This is a genomic window from Acrocarpospora phusangensis (assembly GCF_016862995.1).
Taxonomy (GTDB): domain Bacteria; phylum Actinomycetota; class Actinomycetes; order Streptosporangiales; family Streptosporangiaceae; genus Acrocarpospora; species Acrocarpospora phusangensis.
The window spans coordinates 18,613-36,418 of the sequence record NZ_BOOA01000081.1; the positions used below are offsets into that span (position 1 = coordinate 18,613).

At 70.3% G+C, this 17,806-nt stretch carries 19 protein-coding genes; 10 read left to right on the forward strand and 9 right to left on the reverse strand.

Annotated features, from left to right (window positions below; translation table 11 throughout):
- Position 1: 1 nt before the first annotated feature.
- The 3 genes from Aph01nite_RS33505 to Aph01nite_RS33515 form a co-directional block, all read right to left on the reverse strand.
- The gene (locus Aph01nite_RS33505) at positions 2-670 is read right to left on the reverse strand and encodes an HAD family hydrolase (protein ID WP_239162178.1); all 669 of its coding nucleotides are present in this window, start codon (positions 668-670) and stop codon (positions 2-4) included.
- Positions 667-4,503, reverse strand: coding sequence for an ATP-dependent RNA helicase HrpA (gene hrpA, locus Aph01nite_RS33510; protein ID WP_204045057.1), 3,837 nt, complete (start codon positions 4,501-4,503; stop codon positions 667-669). Before hrpA ends, Aph01nite_RS33505 begins: the two co-directional genes overlap by 4 nt.
- 63 nt (positions 4,504-4,566) lie before the next feature.
- On the reverse strand, positions 4,567-5,169 hold the full coding sequence (locus Aph01nite_RS33515; protein ID WP_204045058.1) for a class I SAM-dependent methyltransferase: 603 nt from the start codon (positions 5,167-5,169) through the stop codon (positions 4,567-4,569).
- A gap of 283 nt (positions 5,170-5,452) precedes the next feature.
- Between Aph01nite_RS33515 and Aph01nite_RS33520 the strand changes: the two genes are divergently transcribed.
- Together Aph01nite_RS33520 and Aph01nite_RS33525 are read left to right on the forward strand one after the other, a co-directional pair.
- On the forward strand, positions 5,453-6,046 hold the full coding sequence (locus Aph01nite_RS33520; protein ID WP_204045059.1) for a hypothetical protein: 594 nt from the start codon (positions 5,453-5,455) through the stop codon (positions 6,044-6,046).
- Positions 6,047-6,057: 11 nt separating this feature from the next.
- On the forward strand, positions 6,058-6,540 hold the full coding sequence (locus Aph01nite_RS33525; protein WP_204045060.1) for a hypothetical protein: 483 nt from the start codon (positions 6,058-6,060) through the stop codon (positions 6,538-6,540).
- A gap of 50 nt (positions 6,541-6,590) precedes the next feature.
- On the opposite strand, the gene Aph01nite_RS33530 is transcribed toward Aph01nite_RS33525, so the two are convergent.
- On the reverse strand, positions 6,591-7,208 hold the full coding sequence (locus tag Aph01nite_RS33530) for a TetR/AcrR family transcriptional regulator (RefSeq protein ID WP_204045061.1): 618 nt from the start codon (positions 7,206-7,208) through the stop codon (positions 6,591-6,593).
- Positions 7,209-7,266: 58 nt separating this feature from the next.
- Between Aph01nite_RS33530 and Aph01nite_RS33535 the strand changes: the two genes are divergently transcribed.
- Complete coding sequence (locus Aph01nite_RS33535; protein ID WP_204045062.1) at positions 7,267-8,067, forward strand: SDR family NAD(P)-dependent oxidoreductase; 801 nt, start codon at positions 7,267-7,269, stop codon at positions 8,065-8,067.
- 56 nt (positions 8,068-8,123) lie between these two features.
- On the opposite strand, the gene Aph01nite_RS33540 is transcribed toward Aph01nite_RS33535, so the two are convergent.
- The 4 genes from Aph01nite_RS33540 to Aph01nite_RS33550 are packed head-to-tail and all read right to left on the reverse strand — an operon-like array spanning position 8,124 to position 9,973.
- Positions 8,124-8,624: a winged helix-turn-helix domain-containing protein gene (locus Aph01nite_RS33540; RefSeq protein ID WP_204045063.1), complete on the reverse strand. Its 501-nt coding sequence runs from the start codon at positions 8,622-8,624 to the stop codon at positions 8,124-8,126.
- A gap of 53 nt (positions 8,625-8,677) precedes the next feature.
- Positions 8,678-8,749: a putative leader peptide gene (locus tag Aph01nite_RS42750; RefSeq protein WP_373872357.1), complete on the reverse strand. Its 72-nt coding sequence runs from the start codon at positions 8,747-8,749 to the stop codon at positions 8,678-8,680.
- 35 nt (positions 8,750-8,784) lie between these two features.
- Positions 8,785-9,441: a hypothetical protein gene (locus tag Aph01nite_RS33545; RefSeq protein WP_204045064.1), complete on the reverse strand. Its 657-nt coding sequence runs from the start codon at positions 9,439-9,441 to the stop codon at positions 8,785-8,787.
- The gene (locus tag Aph01nite_RS33550; protein ID WP_239162179.1) at positions 9,434-9,973 is read right to left on the reverse strand and encodes a SigE family RNA polymerase sigma factor; all 540 of its coding nucleotides are present in this window, start codon (positions 9,971-9,973) and stop codon (positions 9,434-9,436) included. The genes Aph01nite_RS33545 and Aph01nite_RS33550 overlap by 8 nt, the downstream gene beginning before the upstream one ends.
- A 224-nt stretch (positions 9,974-10,197) precedes the next feature.
- On the opposite strand from Aph01nite_RS33550, the gene Aph01nite_RS33555 reads away from it, so the two are divergent.
- Together Aph01nite_RS33555 and Aph01nite_RS33560 are read left to right on the forward strand one after the other, a co-directional pair.
- Positions 10,198-10,941, forward strand: a complete 744-nt coding sequence (locus tag Aph01nite_RS33555; RefSeq protein WP_204045066.1) for a MerR family transcriptional regulator — start codon at positions 10,198-10,200, stop codon at positions 10,939-10,941.
- A complete protein-coding gene (locus tag Aph01nite_RS33560) occupies positions 10,938-11,561 on the forward strand; it encodes a hypothetical protein (RefSeq protein ID WP_204045067.1) in 624 nt (207 codons plus the stop codon). The genes Aph01nite_RS33555 and Aph01nite_RS33560 overlap by 4 nt, the downstream gene beginning before the upstream one ends.
- A 3-nt stretch (positions 11,562-11,564) precedes the next feature.
- Here Aph01nite_RS33560 and ppgK read toward each other — a convergent pair whose 3' ends face one another.
- The gene (gene ppgK, locus Aph01nite_RS33565; protein WP_204045068.1) at positions 11,565-12,287 is read right to left on the reverse strand and encodes a polyphosphate--glucose phosphotransferase; all 723 of its coding nucleotides are present in this window, start codon (positions 12,285-12,287) and stop codon (positions 11,565-11,567) included.
- Positions 12,288-12,450: 163 nt separating this feature from the next.
- On the opposite strand from ppgK, the gene Aph01nite_RS33570 reads away from it, so the two are divergent.
- The 5 genes from Aph01nite_RS33570 to Aph01nite_RS33590 form a co-directional block, all read left to right on the forward strand.
- Entirely contained in the window at positions 12,451-13,668 is a 1,218-nt protein-coding gene (locus Aph01nite_RS33570) for an ROK family transcriptional regulator (protein WP_204045069.1), read from the forward strand.
- Positions 13,665-14,603 (forward strand): carbohydrate ABC transporter permease, encoded by a 939-nt coding sequence (locus Aph01nite_RS33575; RefSeq protein WP_239162180.1) that lies wholly within the window; start codon positions 13,665-13,667, stop codon positions 14,601-14,603. Before Aph01nite_RS33570 ends, Aph01nite_RS33575 begins: the two co-directional genes overlap by 4 nt.
- Positions 14,596-15,402, forward strand: a complete 807-nt coding sequence (locus Aph01nite_RS33580; protein ID WP_204045070.1) for a carbohydrate ABC transporter permease — start codon at positions 14,596-14,598, stop codon at positions 15,400-15,402. Before Aph01nite_RS33575 ends, Aph01nite_RS33580 begins: the two co-directional genes overlap by 8 nt.
- A 30-nt stretch (positions 15,403-15,432) precedes the next feature.
- Positions 15,433-16,704: an ABC transporter substrate-binding protein gene (locus tag Aph01nite_RS33585; protein ID WP_204045071.1), complete on the forward strand. Its 1,272-nt coding sequence runs from the start codon at positions 15,433-15,435 to the stop codon at positions 16,702-16,704.
- 11 nt (positions 16,705-16,715) lie between these two features.
- Positions 16,716-17,806: glycoside hydrolase family 15 protein (locus Aph01nite_RS33590; protein WP_204045072.1), on the forward strand; the 1,091-nt coding region annotated here is incomplete at its 3' end.

Below are 17,806 nucleotides of genomic sequence, written 5' to 3' on the forward strand. Positions count from 1 at the left end.
CTCAGACGGGCGTGCTTGGCGACGGGGATCCGAGCAGGCCGACCAGTTCGCCCAGTCCGTCGATGACGTAGTCGCAGGCGGCGGCGTCCGGGCGATCGGCGTGCAGGAACCCCCAGGGCCCCCGGCGGAGCAGCGCGGTCCGCATGCCCGCCCGTCCCGCCGGCAGGACGTCGTTGTCCAGCCGATCCCCGACGTAAAGGATCTCCTCCGGTCTGCGCCCGGAGACCTCCGCCACTTTCGCGAAGAACCCGGGCGCCGGCTTGGCCAGTCCCCAGCCGTCCGAGGTGTAGATGGCGTCCACCGGCAGATCCATGGCCACCAGCGCGTCGTACGCCTGCACGGGCTGGTTGCCCGCGACGATGACCTGGTAGCCCGACTTCCTGAGTTCCGCCAGGCTGTCCCGTACATCCGGATAGAGGTCTTCGGCGTTGAAGTTCTCCCGGAGCCCGTCCGGGTCCTCAAGCCGCCAGGCCCGGATCTCGGCCTCCACGTCCAAACCCGGCCGGAGAACCTCGAAGGCGTCCCGGTGGGAGCGGTCGAGGGCCGCCATCCCGCCCAGTACGCCCATGAAGGTCAGCCGGGTCACCCCCAGCCGGTCCGCCCAGCGCGACCAGATCCGGGTCTCGTCGATCAGCGTTTCCCCGACGTCGAACACGACCGCCTGAATCACAGCTGCTCCATGGCCTTTCTGATGCGCTTCTCCGACACCGGGGTCGGGGTGCCGAGCTGCTGGGCGAAGAAGCTGACCCGCAGCTCCTCGATCATCCAGCGGACGTCCTGGACGGCGGGCGCGTCCCGGCGGGCGGGCGGCAGCCGGTCCACCAGGTCGCGGTAGTCGTCCTCGATGTCGTGGACCTTGTACATCCACTCGCGGTCGCGGCGCGGATCGTCGGGAAGTTTCTCCAGGCGGCGCTCGACGGCTCTGAGGTATCGCTGGAGATCGGTCAGGCGGCCGTAGCCGGTGGCGGTGACGAAGCCCGGGAAGACCAGGTTGCCGAGCTGTTCCTTGATGTCGGCCACCGCGTCGGCAGGACCTTCCGTGGCGTTCTGCACCGTGTGCCAGAGAGCCAGGACACGTTCCGCTTTCGTCACCACGTCGTAGGTCGTCGCGTACAGGTCGGCTCTGACGTGGTCGTGCAGGCGGGTGACCGACTGCTCGTCCCAGGCGGGACCGCCCGCGTCCTTGATGAGCTTGTCTGCCGCGCAGGCGGCGCAGTCGTCGAACAGGGCGGTGGCCGAACCGTGCGGGCTGCGGCTGAGCGCCAGCTTCTGCGTGGTGGAGAGCCCGCGCAGAATGGACTTGGCCGGGTTGACGCTGCCCAGCAGGAGCAGCCGCCGGGTGCCCGCCCACATGGCGCGCTCCTGCTCGACCGGCGTCTCGAACATGCTGACCGCCACCGTGTCACCACGGTCCACCAGCGCCGGATATGCGCGCAACCGTCCCTGCTCGAACACCTTCGGCAGCGTCCCGATCGTCCAGCCGGTCAGGCCCTCGCGTTCCAGCCCGGTGGCGGCCTCGGAAAGCGTCGCCCGCAGCCTGGGCGCCAGCCGCCGCTTCAGCGCGTCGAGATCCTTGTCCTCCGCGACCGGCCGCTTCCGCTCGTCCACCACCCGGTACGTCACCCGCAGATGGTCCGGCACCTGATCGAGGCTCCACGCCTCCCGGGGGATCACCACCCCGGTCATGCCGTGCAACTCCCGCTCCAGCGCGTCCAGGATCGGCTCGCTCCCCGGCGTCACCCGCTCCAGTACGGCCTTCGCGAAGTTGGGCGCCGGCACGAAGTTGCGCCGCAGCTGCTTGGGCAGCGACCGGATCAGCGCCGTCACCAGATCCTCGCGCAGTCCCGGGATCTGCCAGTCGAAGCCCGCGCCGTTGACCTGGTTGAGCACCTGCAACGGCACGTGCACGGTGACGCCGTCGGCCTCGGTGCCCGGCTCGAACTGGTAGCTCAGCTTCATCCGCTGGCCGCTCTGCCGGACCGCGTCCGGGTAGTCCCGGGCGCTGACGCCGGCGTTCTCGTTGACCAGCATGTCGGCGGAGAAGGCGAGGACGGTCTTGTCGGGGGCCTTCTTCCACCAGCTGTCGAAATGCCGGCCCGACACGACCTCGGCGGGGATGCGCTGGTCGTAGAAGTCGAAGAGGGTCTCGTCGTCGACGAGGATGTCCCGGCGGCGGGCCTTCTCCTCCAGCTCCCCGACCTCCTGCAGGAGCTTGCGGTTGTCGTGGAAGAACCGGTGGTGGGTGCGCCAGTCGCCCTCCACCAGGGCGTGCCGGATGAACAGCTCGCGGGACAGCTCCGGGTCGATCCGCCCGTAGTTGACGCGTCGTTCGGTGACGATCGGCACGCCGTACAGGGTGACCTTCTCCAGGGCCATGACGGCGGCCTGGTCCTTCTCCCAGTGCGGTTCGCTGTAGGTGCGTTTGACCAGGTGCTGGGCGAGCGGCTCCACCCAGTCCGGTTCGATCTTGGCGTTGACCCGGGCCCACAGCCGGGAGGTCTCCACCAGTTCGGCGGACATCACCCACTGCGGCTGCTGGCGGGCGAGCGCGGAGCCGGGGAAGATCGCGAAGCGGGCGTTGCGGGCGCCGACGTACTCGGTGAGCGGGCGGCGCTGGCCGGGCTGGTCCTTCTTGGCGACGTCCTTGACGCCGATGTGCGACAGCAGGCCGGCCAGCAGGGACAGGTGCACCCGCTGCGGGTCCGCGTCGGCGCTGTTGAGCGTGACGCCGAGGGTCTTGGCGACCTGGCGCAGCTGGCTGTCGATGTCCTGCCATTCGCGTACGCGCAGGTAGTTGAGGAACTCGGCCTTGCAGAGCCGCCGGAACGCGCTGGAGGACAGCTCCTGCTGCTTCTCCCGCAGATACCGCCACAGGTTCAGGTAGGTCAGGAAGTCGGATTCCTTGTCGGCGAACCTGCGGTGCTTCTCGTCGGCGGCCTGCTGCTTGTCGGCCGGGCGTTCCCTCGGGTCCTGGATGGACAGCGCCGCCGTGATGATCATCACTTCGCGTACGCAGCCGTTCCGGTCGGCCTCCAGCACCATGCGGGCCAGCCGCGGGTCCACCGGCAGCTGCGCCAGCTTCCGCCCGAGCGGCGTGAGGCCACCCTTGCCGTCCAGCGCGCCCAGCTCGTTGAGCAGGTTCACGCCGTCCTTCACCTGGCGGCTGTCCGGCGGCTCCACGAACGGGAACGCCGCGATGTCGCCCAGCCCGAGCGAGGTCATCTGCAGAATGACGCTGGCCAGGTTGGTACGGAGAATCTCCGGATCGGTGAACTCCGGCCGCCCCGCGAAGTCCTCCTCGGCGTACAGCCGGATGCACACCCCGTCCGAGGTACGCCCGCAGCGCCCCTTGCGCTGGTTCGCGGACGCCTGCGAGATCGGCTCGATGGGCAGCCGCTGCACCTTCAGCCGGTGGCTGTACCGCGAGATGCGCGCGTTCCCGGGGTCGATCACGTACTTGATGCCCGGCACCGTCAGCGACGTCTCGGCCACGTTGGTGGCCAGCACGATCCGGCGGCCGGTGTGCCGCTGGAACACCCGGTGCTGCTCGCCGGCGGACAGCCTCGCGTACAGCGGGAGGACTTCCTCCGGGCGGCCCTTCAAGGCGTCCGCGGTGTCGCGGATCTCCCGCTCGCCGCTCAGGAAGACGAGGATGTCCCCGGGCCCTTCCCGCTTCAGCTCGTCGACCGCGTCCACGATCGCCTGCGTCTGGTCGTCCTGGTCCTCGTCGATCGGCCGGTACCGCACCTCCACCGGGTACGTCCGGCCGCTCACCTCCACGATCGGCGCGTCCCCGAAATGCTCGGAGAAACGTTCGGGGTCGATGGTGGCCGAGGTGATGATGACCTTGAGGTCGGGGCGTTTGGGCAGGAGCTGTTTGACGTAGCCGAGGATGAAGTCGATGTTGAGGCTGCGTTCGTGGGCCTCGTCGATGATCAGGGTGTCGTACTGGGAGAGGAACCGGTCGGTCTGCATCTCGGCCAGCAGGATGCCGTCGGTCATCAGCTTGACCAGGGTGCCGTCGCTGGCCCGGTCGGTGAACCTGACCTTGTAGCCGACCGCCTCGCCGAGCGGGATGTCCAGTTCCTCGGCGATGCGCTCGGCCACCGTCCTGGCCGCGATCCGGCGCGGCTGGGTGTGCCCGATGAGGCCGTGCACGCCCCGGCCGAGCTCCAGGCAGATCTTGGGCAGCTGGGTGGTCTTGCCGGAGCCCGTCTCGCCCGCCACGATCACGACCTGGTGGTCTCTGATCGCGGCGAGGATGTCGTCCTTGCGCTGGCTGACGGGGAGCTGGTCGGGATAGCTGAGCGTGGGCACGGCCGCGCGCCGGGTCGCGACGCGCTGCTCGGCGGCGTCGAGTTCCCCGGAGATCTGCGCGGCGATGGCCTGCCTGGCCTTCGGGTCGCGGACTTTGCGCATGCCGTCGAGGCGGCGGCCCAGCCTGCGCTGATCGCGCAGCATCAGGTGGGGCAGGCGGCCCTGGAGGTCGGAGAGCGTATTCATTCCATCCTCAAGGATAGGCAACCCGCCCCTGGCCACCGCCAATCGTTTTCCCGTGGCGGCGCTTCAGTCCCCCGGTTTGTGCCAGGTGATGCTGTAACGCAGCAGGAGGTGACGGCGGTAGCGCGCGCCGGGCAGGATCTCGGCGGCCAGCGCCCGCATCTCCGGGTACGTCACCGGCGGCGGCCACACCGTGGGCGACGGATGCTCCCAGTGGCCCTTCACGGCGCGGTGCAGCGTGCCCGCGGCGACGCCGGCGAGGGCACGCGGCAGGTCGCCGGGCATCGTGTGGCGGGCCAGGCCGACGACGGCCAGGACGCCGCCGGGGCGCAGCAGGTCGCGCATGCGGGCCAGCCCGGCGGCCGCGTCCATGTGGTGCAGGGTGGCCACGGAGGCGACGACGTCGAACGAGGCGGGCTCGAAAGGGTGGATGAGAAAGTCGCCCACGATGTAGTCGATGTCGTCCTGGTGCCCGCGGGCCTGGTCGAGGCTCGGTACGTCGAGGTCGATGCCGGTGACGTGCGGCACGGTCCGGCGGAGTTCGCGGGCGAGCATGCCCTCGCCGCAGCCGACGTCGAGGGCGCGCCGGGCGCCGTCAGGGATCGCGCGGAGAATCTCGGGGTGGTAATGGATGTTGTGGTTCCATCGCCTGCCGTTCTTCGCAGTCATGTGATCATCCTGCCGCACCGGCCGGGTTCGGAATCGGATAATTCGGCTGACGGCACTCAGACGATTATCGATGTACGGGATTTCCACGATGCTGCGTATGCCGCGCATTGCTGTCTACTGAAGCCGAGAGAAATCGGTGACGGGGGTCCGTAATCTTCCCCGATCGACCCGCCGCCCCCGAGTAAGGCCAACGGGTTCCACCCAAACTCAGTCTCACGGGCGAGGTCGCCTGGACAGCTTCTCCTCGCCCGTGAGGCAATTCCTGCAGAAGGAGTCTAGCTTCATGCCCAGCAGAAGCGCAGCCCTGGCCGCAGCGGTGGCCGCGGCATCGGCGATGCTCGTCGCCTCCCCCGCCCACGCCGACAACCCCCGGCCGATCCGGAACAACCCCAACGTGGTCGTGGGCTACGACAACGACAACGAGGTCTTCCGCCCCGTCGCGCGCTCCCCCCAGAGCACCGCCGCCGTCTGCAAGCGAGGAACGCACACCTTCTATGTGACCAGGTACAGCAACAACCACAAGGCGGTCGGCCCCGCCCAGTCCAATCACAACGGCACCTCCTCCAAGGCCACCATGACCTTTACGGCGACGGTGAGCGGGACCGTGGGCTTCACGCACAACGCCACCCTCACGCTGCAGGCCGGCCGGGTGATCGCCGAAGGCGAGGTGGCCACGGGAGTCAACCTCTCCGCGTCCCTCACCGCGTCCCTGGGAAACAGCGTCACGGTCACCGCGCGCCCGCGCTCGACCGTCTCCGCCAAATACGGCGTCTGGCGGAAGAAAATCATCGGGAGATACACCATCTGCATGGTTCGCTCGCAAGTAATCACCGGGTGGACGCCATGGAAAGTCGGCTGGTACATCTCGGAGAGCTGAGGAAATAGACCATGACATTCCGACAGGTAGCGCCCGCGGCGGTAATCGCCGTCATCGCCGGCCTGCTCACCGCGTGCACGCCCGCCCCGGCCGCCGCTCCGCTCACCACGCCGGCGCCGGACCGCCCTGGCGCTACCTCGTCGCCCGCTCCTCCCGAAGCCGGGATCGCCTCCGAACCGCCCCCGCCGGAGGAGATCAGGACACCCGGCATCGACGCCGGCACGACCTCGCTGCTGACCGCAGGCCCCGCGAAAGGCTCCCGCATCATCGGCGAGATCCAGGGCGGCGAGGGAACGCTCTGGGTGATGTTCGACTGCCGCGGCGCGGGAACCGCCGAGATCACCCTGGAACCACTGGCGACCATGCCGATCACCTGCCTCGACAGCCTGATCACCCCGTCGATGAACCAGCTCGACCTCAAGACCAAACGCAGACTCACCGTCCGCGTCCAGGCCCCCGGCTCCGTCGAATGGGCGATGCGCATCACCCGCTAGCGATGAACGTACTCGCGTGCTGAATTCGAGCACGCGAGTACGCCCACCCGTCATGCCTCCTCGCCGGGCACGTTCAGCACCGCGGCCAGCATGCGTTCGATCCGGACGGTCAGCTCGGCCGGGTCTGCCCGGGCGAGCGCATCCACCCCGAGCACGGTCCGGAAGAGCCAAACACCCGCGATGAGCGCGTTGGCGAGCATCGCCCGCTGCGCGGCCGCGTCCCCGTCGAGCAGGTTCGCCAGGGCACGGCCGGCGTGGCGCTCGATGCCCTGGGTGATGATCTCCGCGGCCCGCGGATTGGCGGCCGACCGCAGCATCAGCAGGAACGGATCCAGCGTCTCCGCGCCGGGCGCGGTACGCGCGACCAGCCGGCGCGCGAGCTCGCGCGCGAGCGCGGGCGGATCCTCCGGGATCACGGTCCGGGGCGCGAAGGACGTGTCCACCGCCTCGGCGAACAGCTGCTCCTTGGAGCCGAAGTACCGGTTGACCAGCATCGCGGTCACTCCCGCGTCCTGCGCGATCTCGCGGACCCCGATCCCGTCGTACCCGTGCCGCGCGAACGCCGCGATGGCGGACGCGAGAATCGCCGCCCGAGTCGCCGCCGCGTCCCTGCGCCGTGCCTTGGATTCCCGCTGCTCACCCGACGTGCCGCTGTGCTCGTTCGCCATGTCTACAATCGTAGACTAGTTTATGTCTACGTTCGTAGACTTAGTGGAGGAGCGACACATGGATCTCAATCTGACCGGCCGGCGTGCTCTCGTGACGGGCTCAAGCAACGGCCTGGGGGCGGCGACCGCGCGGCTTCTGGCCGCCGAGGGAGCGACGGTGGTCGTGCACGGGCGCGACGCCGTACGGACCCGGGCGGTCGCCGACTCGATCATCGCCGCAGGCGGGACCGCCCATATCGCGATCGGCGACCTGTCAACCGACGAGGGGGCCGACGCCGTGGCCGACGCGGCCCTGGCCGGCGGGCCGGTCGACATCCTGGTCAACAACGCCGGCGCCTACGACCACATCCCCTGGAAGGACGCGACCGCCGGCGTCTGGGCGGAGACGTACAACGTCAACGTGCTCTCGGGCGTACGGATGATCCACCGGATCGCAGGCCCCATGCGCCGCCGGGGCTGGGGACGGGTGATCACCATCGGCGGAGGGCTCGCGCTGCAGCCGATGGACGCGCAGCCGCACTACAACGCCACCCTGGCCGCGCGCCACAACCTCGCGGTGTCCCTCGCCCGCGAGCTGAAGGGCACCGGCGTCACCTCGAACGTCGTCTCCCCCGGCGCGATCCTCGTCGACTCCGTCCAGGAGCTCGTGACCTCGATCGCCCCCGCCCACGGCTGGACGGGCACCTGGGCGGAGATCGAGGCCGCCGCCACCGAGGACTGGATCCCCAACGACATCGGCCGTTTCGGCCGCCCCGAGGAGGTCGCCGCCGCGGTGGCTTACCTGGCGAGCGACCGCGCCGCCTACATCTCAGGGGCGATCATCCGGGTCGACGGCGGCCTCATCAGGAGCGCGTTCTAGCCATCCGGCGTTCCAGGGAATCGGAGGATCCTGGAACCGCCTGACGCCGCGGCGGCTCATCCCGCCGTGGCCGGCTGGTACTTGTAGCCGACGTTGCGTACGGTGACGATCCGGGCGGCGTGGGGGCCGAGTTTGCGGCGGAGGCGGAGGATGTGCACATCGATGGTGCGGGCGTTGTCGTCGCCGTAGCGGTCCCAGACGGCGGCCATGATCTGTTTGCGGTTGTAGACGCGGCCGGGCGAGGCGGCGAGGTAGTCGAGCAGCTCGAATTCGCGGAAGGTGAGTTCGACGGGGGCGCCGTCGAGGCGGACGGTGCGGGTGTCGCGGTCGATGAGCAGGTCGTCGTCGTGACGGGCCGGGACGGGCGCCGGGCCGGGACGCGACGCGGGCACAGAGGCGGACGCGGACACAGAGGCGGACGCGGACACCAGGTGGCTGACGATGACGAGGGCGGAGTCGGTGCCGGGGACGGGGATGACGCCGAGGACGGTGCCCTCCTCCACGACCGGTTCGAGGTCGTGCCGCGGGACGAAGTCGATGACGTTCGCGTGGGACATCGGAGATTCTCCTAGTTGCCTGGGTGATGTGGCCGACGGGGGTACGCGGCGGATCAACAGGCGGCGCTGCAGACGCGGAGCAGGTCGATGTGGCGACGCTCGGTCAGGGCATCCATGCCTGTCATGGTGGCATGAATAATTCATGTTGTCCAGGTAGGAATTATGGGGAAGGGGGAGGCGGACGGAAGCGGCCTTCGGCCTTCGCGCCGGGGATGGTCACCGTGTAGGTGTCCTCGGTGCCGTCGTGGGCGGCCGTACGGTTGTACTGCGCCGCGAACGTCCACTTTCCGGCCCAGACCTTGCGGCCTTCCTTGAGGGTCCACGCGAAGACGTACGCGTCGGGGAGGGTGGTGCGTGTCTCGGTGAAGTCGTCGGCCGGGAGGCCCACCCAGGCGCCGGTGACCTCCACGCCGGTGCCGCGCGCCACCCGGATCGTCACCGTCATCGAGGTCACCGCGCGGCCGAGGGTCACGACCAGGTTGTTCTGCGCCCAGTAGGCGCTGCTGTGCGGATCGAGCCGGCCGTTGGCCGCCAGCGCGGGACCGTCCAGGGGTTCGGGTGGCGTGCTTTCCGTCGCGGAGGCGGCGACGGCGGGCGCCCGCTCGGGGCCTTGGGCCAGGGAGCCGAGCAGGAGCGGGAGGCCCACCGCGACGACGCCGGTGACCAGGGCGGACACCAGGGCGATGGTCAGCCTCGGCCGCTTCGGCGCGTTCGCCAGAGGACCGCGTCTGGCCATGATCCGCTGCCGGATCCGGTCCCGGGAGGGCTCGTGCCGGTCCGCCTCGGCGCGCAGCGCGGTACGCAGCCAGTCAGCCATGGGGACCGTCCAGGCGTGGCTCCTGCAGCAGCAGCGAGGTGATGCGCGTCGATCCGCCGAGCGCCTGTTCCAGTTCGGCGACCGCCTTGGACGTCTGGCTCTTGACCGTGCCCACCGAGATCCCGAGCACCTCCGCCGTCTCCCGTTCGGACAGGTCGAACGCGTGCCGCAGCACCACGCAGGCCCGCTTACGCGGGGGCAGCCGCCGCAGCGCCGCCCGCACGTCCAGGACCGCGGGCACGTCGGGCCCGTCCGCCGCCTCGGCCGCGCCGGCGCCCATCGCGCCGAGTTTGCGGCGCTCCCTGAGCAGGCGCCGTACCCGGCTGCTGGCCAGCCTGGCCACGATCCCCCGCATGTACGCCAGCGGATGCGCCGCGTTCCTGACCCGGTCCCACCGCCGCCACGCCGCCACGAACGCGTCCGCCGTCAGGTCGTCGGCCTCGTCCGCGTCCCCGGTCAGCAGGTACGCGAGCCGCCCCAGCTCGCGGTGATGGCGCTCGAAGAAGAGGTTGAACTCCTCGTCGGCAATCACGTGATCCCTCACATCCCGGCAGAGCGCCGAGATTAGCACCATATTTCCGGCGATTCACGGCAACCATTCCCGGGGCTGCGAACCACTTCACTTCCGGAGGTCCCATTCTCGGGACCACCCACACCCCGCGGCTTCCGCCCTGCCTGACCTGGGGCGGAAGCCCGCGAGGGGTTCCCCGGCGCCCGTTTGACCTTGTCGTAGCGTCAACGTTTCTAATGGGGACCATGCGGATCGGCGAACTCGCCGCGCTGGCCGGGATCTCCACCCGGGCCGTGCGGCACTACCACCACCTGGGCCTGCTCCCCGAGCCGGTACGGCTGACCAACGGTTACCGCGACTACGGCCTGCGCGACGCGGTCGCCCTGGCCAGGATCCGGCGGCTGGCCGAACTCGGGCTCTCCCTCGACGAGATCCGCGACGTACTGGCCGACGACCGGGACAAGGAGCTCCGCGAAGTCCTCGCCGAACTCGACGCCGACCTGGCCAGGCAGCAGGTCGCGATCGCGGAGCGCCGGGCCCGGCTGGCGTCCCTGCTGGCCGAGCCCGATCTGGGCCCCGACTCGGCGGTCTCACCGCAGATGGCCGCGGCGCTGCGGGACCTGACCGGCGGCGGGTCGGCCTTCGCCGCGGTGGACCGGAAGCTGCTGGCGCTGATGGACACCGTGGCGGGACCCGAGGAGAAGGAGCAGATCCTCGACCTGGTCCGCCCGCTCCTCGAACCCGACGCGCTGGCCCGCGCGCACGCCCTCTACGCCCGGCTGGACGAGCTGGCCGGGGCCGACCCCGCCGACCCGCGCGTCGCCGCTCTCGCCGCCGACCTCGTGGCCCACCTCCCACCCGGCATGGCCGCCGCGATGATCGACCACGCCGACGCCGAATGGCCGGCCTGGATCGCCGACGAGGCCACCCCCGCCCAGGCCGAGGTGTTCCGCCTGGCCGTGACGACCCTGACGGAGCGTGCCCGATGATCAAGACAGTGCTCAGACTGATCCGCCGGATCGCCGGTTTCGACGCCAAGGGCATGGTCAGCCTGGTCCTGTGGGCGCGCCGCCGCCGGCACGGCGTGCCCCCCGGCGCGGTGCAGATCTCGTACGCCAAGGAGCAGACCGGCACCTCCGCCATCCTGCTGATCGTGATGGCCGTGGAAACCGTCGCCGTCGACGTGCTGCTCCGCGCGATCGGCGCGCCCGAGGCGATCCGCCTGCCCGTCCTCCTGCTCGACCTGTACGGCCTGCTGATCGGCCTGGCGGTGAACGCCGCCTGCGTCACCCGCCCGCACGTGGTCACCGCCACCGAGCTGCGCCTGCGCTACGGCGCCTTCTTCGACGTACGCGTGCCCCGGAGCCGGATCGCCGCCGTCCGGCTGTCCCGCAACTACAACGAGTCGGGCATGGTCGCGGTCAGCGGGGACCGACTCGCCGTGGTCGTGTCCTCGCAGACGAACGTGGTCGTCGAGCTGACCGAGCCGATCACGATCATCCGCCCGCTCGGCCGCCCGGCCGAGGTCGGCTCCATCCGTTTCTTCGCCGACGACCCCGCCGCGGCCTTCGCGGCGCTCAATTCGCGGACGAGTTCCCCCGCCGCCTGAGTCTCACCTCTCCGTGGTGGCCAGGGCGGCGCCGACGATGCCCGCCTCGTTGAGCAGCATCGCGGGGATGATCGGGGTTTTGATCTTGAGGTCGGGCAGGAACTTCTCGGCCTTCTTGCTCACACCGCCGCCGAGGATGATCAGGTTCGGGGAGAGCAGGCGCTCCATCTCGACGAGGTACTCCTCGACGCGGTCGGCCCAGTCGCCCCAGCCGAGGTTCTTGTCCTCGCGGACCTGGGCGGAGGCGCGTCTCTCCGCCTCCTTGCCGCGGATCTCGATGTGGCCGAACTCGGTGTTGGGCACCAGCTTGCCGCCGGTGAACAGGGCGCTGCCGATGCCGGTGCCGAAGGTGAGCATGAGCACCACGCCCTGGTGGCCCTGACCGGCCCCGAAGGTCATCTCGGCGATGCCGGCGGCGTCGGCGTCGTTGAGCAGGTGGGTGTTCTTCCCGAACAGGGCGCGGCCCTCCACGCCGATCCAGGAGGAGTCCACGTTCGCGGCCGTCCTGATCTCCCCGTTGACGACGACGCCGGGGAAGGTGAGGCCGATCGGGCCCGTCCAGGAGAAGTGCTTGACGATCTTCTGGACCACGTCGGCCACCGCGTCCGGGGTGGACGGCTGCGGGGTCGGGATGCGGTGGCGCTCCTCGACCAGCTCGCCCGTCTTGGTGTCCACTGGCGCGCCTTTGATCCCGGAACCGCCGATGTCGATGCCAAGTACGTTCATGCCCGTCACCTCTACCCGGCGAACCGCCGGTCACTCCCAGCGTCACCGCCACACTCCCGTACGTCATATTTCCGAAATATCGCCACGTACGCCCTCTTGACGGGGTTCTTCGTCCGGAATATCTTCGCATCCGAATTTACTACCAAAGAAAGTCTTCCTCCCCATGGCCGTACAGCGGTACAGCACAGACCGGGGCGACCTCACCCGGACGGCGATCCTGGCCCTGCTGGGCACGGTCGGGCCGCTCAGCCGGACCGAGATCGCCCGCCAGCTCGACCTCAGCCCCGCCACCGTCACCCAGCTCACCCGCGAGCTGATGGGCCACGGCATGCTGGAGGAGCTGGACCTGGAGCCGTCCAGGGGCGGGCGCCCGGCGCAGAAGCTCGGGCTGATCGGCAGCGCCGGCCGGGCGCTCGGGGTCAAGGTCACCACCGACCACCTCGTGATCGTCGACGTACGGCTGGACGGCGAGGTGCTCGGCACCTGGGAACGGCCGGTGGACACCACCTCGCCCCGGGCCCTGGACGACCTGGTGGAGGCCGTCTCCGACGCGGTCGCGCAGACCGGCGGCGCGGCCGACCCGCCGCTGCTCGGCATCGGGGTCGGGGTGCCCGGCTGCGTCGAGGACCAGGCGGTCGGCACCGTGAACGCGCCCACCCTCGGCTGGCACGCCACCCCCGTGGGAGCACGGCTGCGCCGCCGCCTGGACCTGCCGGTGCTGGTCGAGAACGACGTCAACGCCCTGGCCGCCGCCGAACGCCTGTACGGCAGGGGCCGCACCCACCGCGACTTCCTCGTCCTGACCATCGGGCGCGGCGTGGGCGCGGCCATCGTCACCGACGGCCGGGTCTACCGGGGCGCCAGGGGCGGGGCCGGGGAGTTCGGCCACGTGCCGATGCTCGCGGCAGGGCCGGTCTGCGGCTGCGGGAACCATGGGTGCCTGGAGGCGCTGGTCGGGGCGCCGGGGCTGATCGGCGCAGCCCGTACGCGGATGGAACTGCCGCAGGAGGCGACGGTGGCCGACATCGGGCGGGCGGCGGCCGCCGGGGACGCGGCCGCGCGGGAGGTGTTCGCCGAGGCCGGAGCCGTGCTGGGGCGGGCCGCGGCCGGGCTGATCAACGTGGTCGATCCCGAGGTGGTGGTGGTGCTCGGGGAGGGGACCGTGGACTGGCCGTACTGGCAGGAGGGGTTCGACCCGGCCATCCGGGCGCACCTGTATCCGGGGCGGCGGGACATCTCGGTCGAGGTGGAGAGCTGGGACGACACCAGCTGGGCGCAGGGCGCGGCGGCGCTGGTGCTGGCCACGCCGTTCGACGCGGCGGGGGCGGCGGGCGAGCAGGGCCGCCTGGTGCGGGCCCGGCTGATCGGCTCGACGCCGTGACCGCCACCAGGACCGCTCCCAAGGCACCGCCGAGACCGGCCGCGCGCGCCGTCGGGCCGCGCCGCTCCCGGCTGCGGTACGCGGGCACGGTCGCTCTCTTCCTGCTGCCCAGCGCGATCCCGCTGACGCTGTTCACGCTCGTCCCGATGGCCGGCTCGCTCTGGACCAGCCTGCACGAGTGGAACCTGATCACCCCGATGCGCTGGGCGGGCCTGGACAACTACGCCGAACTGCTCGGCGACGAGCGCACCCTGGCCGCCTTCGGGCACACGCTCTACTTCCTGGCCGGCTACCTGCCCCTCGTGTACGCGGGCGGGTTCGGCCTGGCGCTGCTGCTCAACCGGGCCAGGCGCGGCAGGAACGTGCTGCGCGCCGTCTACTTCCTGCCGGTGGTGACCAGCTGGGTGGTCGTGGCGCTGATGTGGAAGTGGCTGCTCAACCCGGCCGGCGGAGTGGTGAACTGGCTGATCGGCCTGGTCGGCCTGGAAGGACCCGGCTGGTGGACCGACCCGAACTGGGCGATGCCGTCCGTCATCCTGGCCTCGGCCTGGAAGGACCTCGGCTTCGTCATGGTCATCCTGCTGGCGGGGCTCCAGGCCATCCCGCGCGAGTACCACGAGGCCGCCAGGGTCGACGGCGCGACCGCCCTCCAGAGCTTCCGCCACATCACCCTCCCGTTGCTCTCCCCCTCCACGTTCTTCGTGATCGTGATCTCCCTCATCAACGGCTTCCAGGTCTTCGACCAGGTACACGTGATGACCGGCGGCGGCCCCGCCGGCGCCACCACGGTCGTGGTGGAGCAGATCTACGACCTCACCTTCCGGTACGGCAGAGCCGGCGCCGCCTCCGCCCTCTCCTGGCTCCTTTTCGTGATCATCCTGATCGTCACGCTGGTCCAGATCCGCGCCCAGCGCCGGTGGGTGAACTATGCGTAAGGTCCTGCGCACGATCCCGGTGCTGCTCGGCGCCCTGGTGATGCTGTTCCCGTTCGCGTGGACGGTCGTCACCTCACTCACCCCCGACGGCGCGCTGCTCTCCTCGCCACCCGACTTCACCCCCGACGGCGCCGGCCTGGACGCCTACCGCCGGCTGCTGGAGACCATGCCGTTCTGGCGGATCGTGTTCAACAGCCTCTGGCTGGGGGTGGCCTCCACCGCGCTCCAGCTGATCACCAGCTCCATGGCCGCGTACGCCTTCGCCCGCCTGCCCTTCCCCGGCCGCGGCGCCCTGTTCGCCGTCTACCTGGCCACGCTGATGGTGCCCATGCAGGTCCTGGTCGTGCCGCTGTTCCTGGAGATGCGGGCGTTCAACCTGGTGGACACCTACTTCGCGGTGCTCGCGCCGACGGTCGCCTCCGCGTTCGGGGTCTTCCTGCTGCGGCAGGCGATCGCCCAGGTGCCGCGCGAGTTCGACGAGGCGGCCGTGCTGGACGGGGCCGGGCATCTGCGGGTGTTCGCCTTCGTGGTGCTGCCGCTCATCCGGCCCGCGCTGGCCACCTTCGCCATCTTCGGCTTCCTGGCCAGCTGGAACAGCTACCTGTGGCCGCTGGTGATCATCCGGTCGCCGGAGTTCATGACCATCCCGCTCGGGCTGGCCACCCTGCACGGCCAGTTCACCACGGAGTGGAACGTGGTGATGGCGGGGTCCGTGGTCAGTGTCGTACCGATCCTCGTCCTCTATCTGTTCGCCCAGAAGCACGTCATCGCCAGCGTCGCGCAGTCCGGCCTGAAGTAACACGTAACACCCCCCACGGAGGTACCACCCATGAGAAGAACCACGAAGGCCGCGGCGGCGTTGCTCACCGCGGTGCTGGCCACCGCCTGCTCCCAGGGCTCGGCCACCCGGGACACCGGCGCCGAGAACGGCAAGGTGACGCTGCGCTACTTCACCTTCTCCGCCGCGCCCGACCACGTCGCCGACCTCGACACGATCGTGGCGGCGTTCGAGAAGGAGAACCCGGCGATCGACGTCGTCGTGGAGACCGCGCCGTTCGCCGACTACTTCACCAAGCTGCAGACCAGCATCGCCGGGAACACCGCGCCCGACACCTTCGAGCTCAACTACGAGAACTTCGTCACGTACGCCTCCGCGGGGTCCCTGCTCGACCTGGGCGCCGCCGCCACCGGCGACGACGGCTACCAGCCCTCGGTGTACGCGGCCGAGTCGCTGAAGGCGTTCACCCACGCCGGCAAGCAGTACGCGCTGCCCGCCTCGTTCTCCACCGTCGTGCTCTTCTACAACAAGACGCTGTTCGACGCGGCCGGGCTGCCCGCGCCCACCGCCGACTGGACCTGGGCCGAGGAGAAGGCCGCCGCCGCCAAACTCACCGACAAGGACAAGGGCGTGTACGGCGACTTCCAGCCGGTCCAGTTCTTCGAGTTCTACAAGGCGCTCAAGCAGGCGGGCGGGGAGTTCCTGACCACCGACGGGAAGAAGACCGCGTTCAACGGCCCCGCCGGGGTGAAGGCGGCCACCTGGCTGGTGGACAAGGTCGGCGACACCATGCCCACCGAGGCGGAGATCGGCGGCACCGCCGACTACGACACCAAGCTCTTCAAGTCGGGCAAGCTGGCGATGTGGCACAACGGCATCTGGCAGTTCGCCGGAATGGCCGACGCGCCGTTCGAATGGGACGTCGTGGTGGAGCCCGGCGACCAGAGCAAGGCCAGCGCGGTCTTCCACAACGCCATCGCCGCCTCCGCCACCACCAAGCATCCCGCCGAGGCGTGGGCGTGGTCCCGGTTCCTGACGTCCTCCCAGGTGGCGGCCACCACGCGGATCAAGGCGTCGTGGGAGTTGCCGCCGGTGTCCGACCAGGCGATCCTGGCCGGCTACCTGGACACCACGGCCAAGCCCGCCAACCGCCAGGCCGTCTTCGACTCGCTGAAGTCCATCGCGCTGCCGCCCGTCATCGCCCGGCAGCAGGAGATGCAGGACGCCATGACGGAGGAGCTGAGCAATGCCGCCGCCGGGCGCAAGACCGTGCGGCAGGCGCTGACCGACGCCGCCGCCACCATCGACGGCCTGCTGGGCTGAGGGAACCGATCGTGATCGTAGGAAGCGAGCTGACGCGCGCGGACCTGGCCCGGCTGGCCGCCCGCAGCGTCGAACTGATCGACCGGCATCAGTCGCCCTCGGGGGCCTACCCTGCCAGTCCCGCCTTCTCCGCCTACCAGGGGTACGCCTGGCTGCGCGACGGCGCCTTCATCGCCGAAGGCATGAGCCGCGCCGCCGACCCCGCGGGCCCGAGCGCCTTCCACGCGTGGTGCGCCCGCGTGGTCGGCGCGCGGGCCGGCCAGGTCGCCGCCCTGCGGACCCGCGCCGCCCGCGGCGAGACACTCTCCCCCGCCGACATGCTCCCCACCCGCTTCACCCTCGACGGCGCCAACGGCACCGCCGACTGGTGGGACCACCAGCTCGACGGGTACGGCACCTGGCTCTGGTCCCTCACCCGCCACCTCCACCGCCACCCCGCCGACATCCCCGGCCTGACCGAAGCCGTCCGCGTCGCCACCGACTACCTCACCGCCTTCTGGCACCTCCCCTGCTACGACTGGTGGGAAGAACACGTAGACCGACGCCACACCTCCACCCTCGCCGCCATCCACACCGGCCTCCGCTCCGCCCTAACCCTCAACGCCCTCCCCCACTCCTCAGCCGCCTCCGCCCGAGAAGCCATCGAGGCCATCTCAACCCTCATCGCAACCGAAGGCACAGCCACCCAATCCACCCCTTCTCGAACGGACCGATTTCCCCCACCCGCCCATCCCACCGAAGCCGACCCGGGGTCGCCCACAGGCCAAGGTGAAACCTGCTTGGAATCGGCCACACGACGCGGCGAAGCCGAATCGCGACCGCCCACACGACTAGACGCAGCCGAAGCCGGGCCGAGCACACGACCAGACGGCGTCAGCTCGTCAGCACGACACGACAAAACTGAGGCGGAGCAGATCGCACGACATGGCGTAGCCAACTCCCACCTGGTCAGAAATCCCGGCAGAGCCGACCTGACCTCCGCCCCACGATCCGGCGAAGCCGAAACGGTCACGCGGCCAAGTGGAGGCGTCGGGCCGGCCACGGGGCCGACGGGCATGGCCAGACAAGCCACGTCGCCCGCGGGCATAGCCGGGCGGACCAC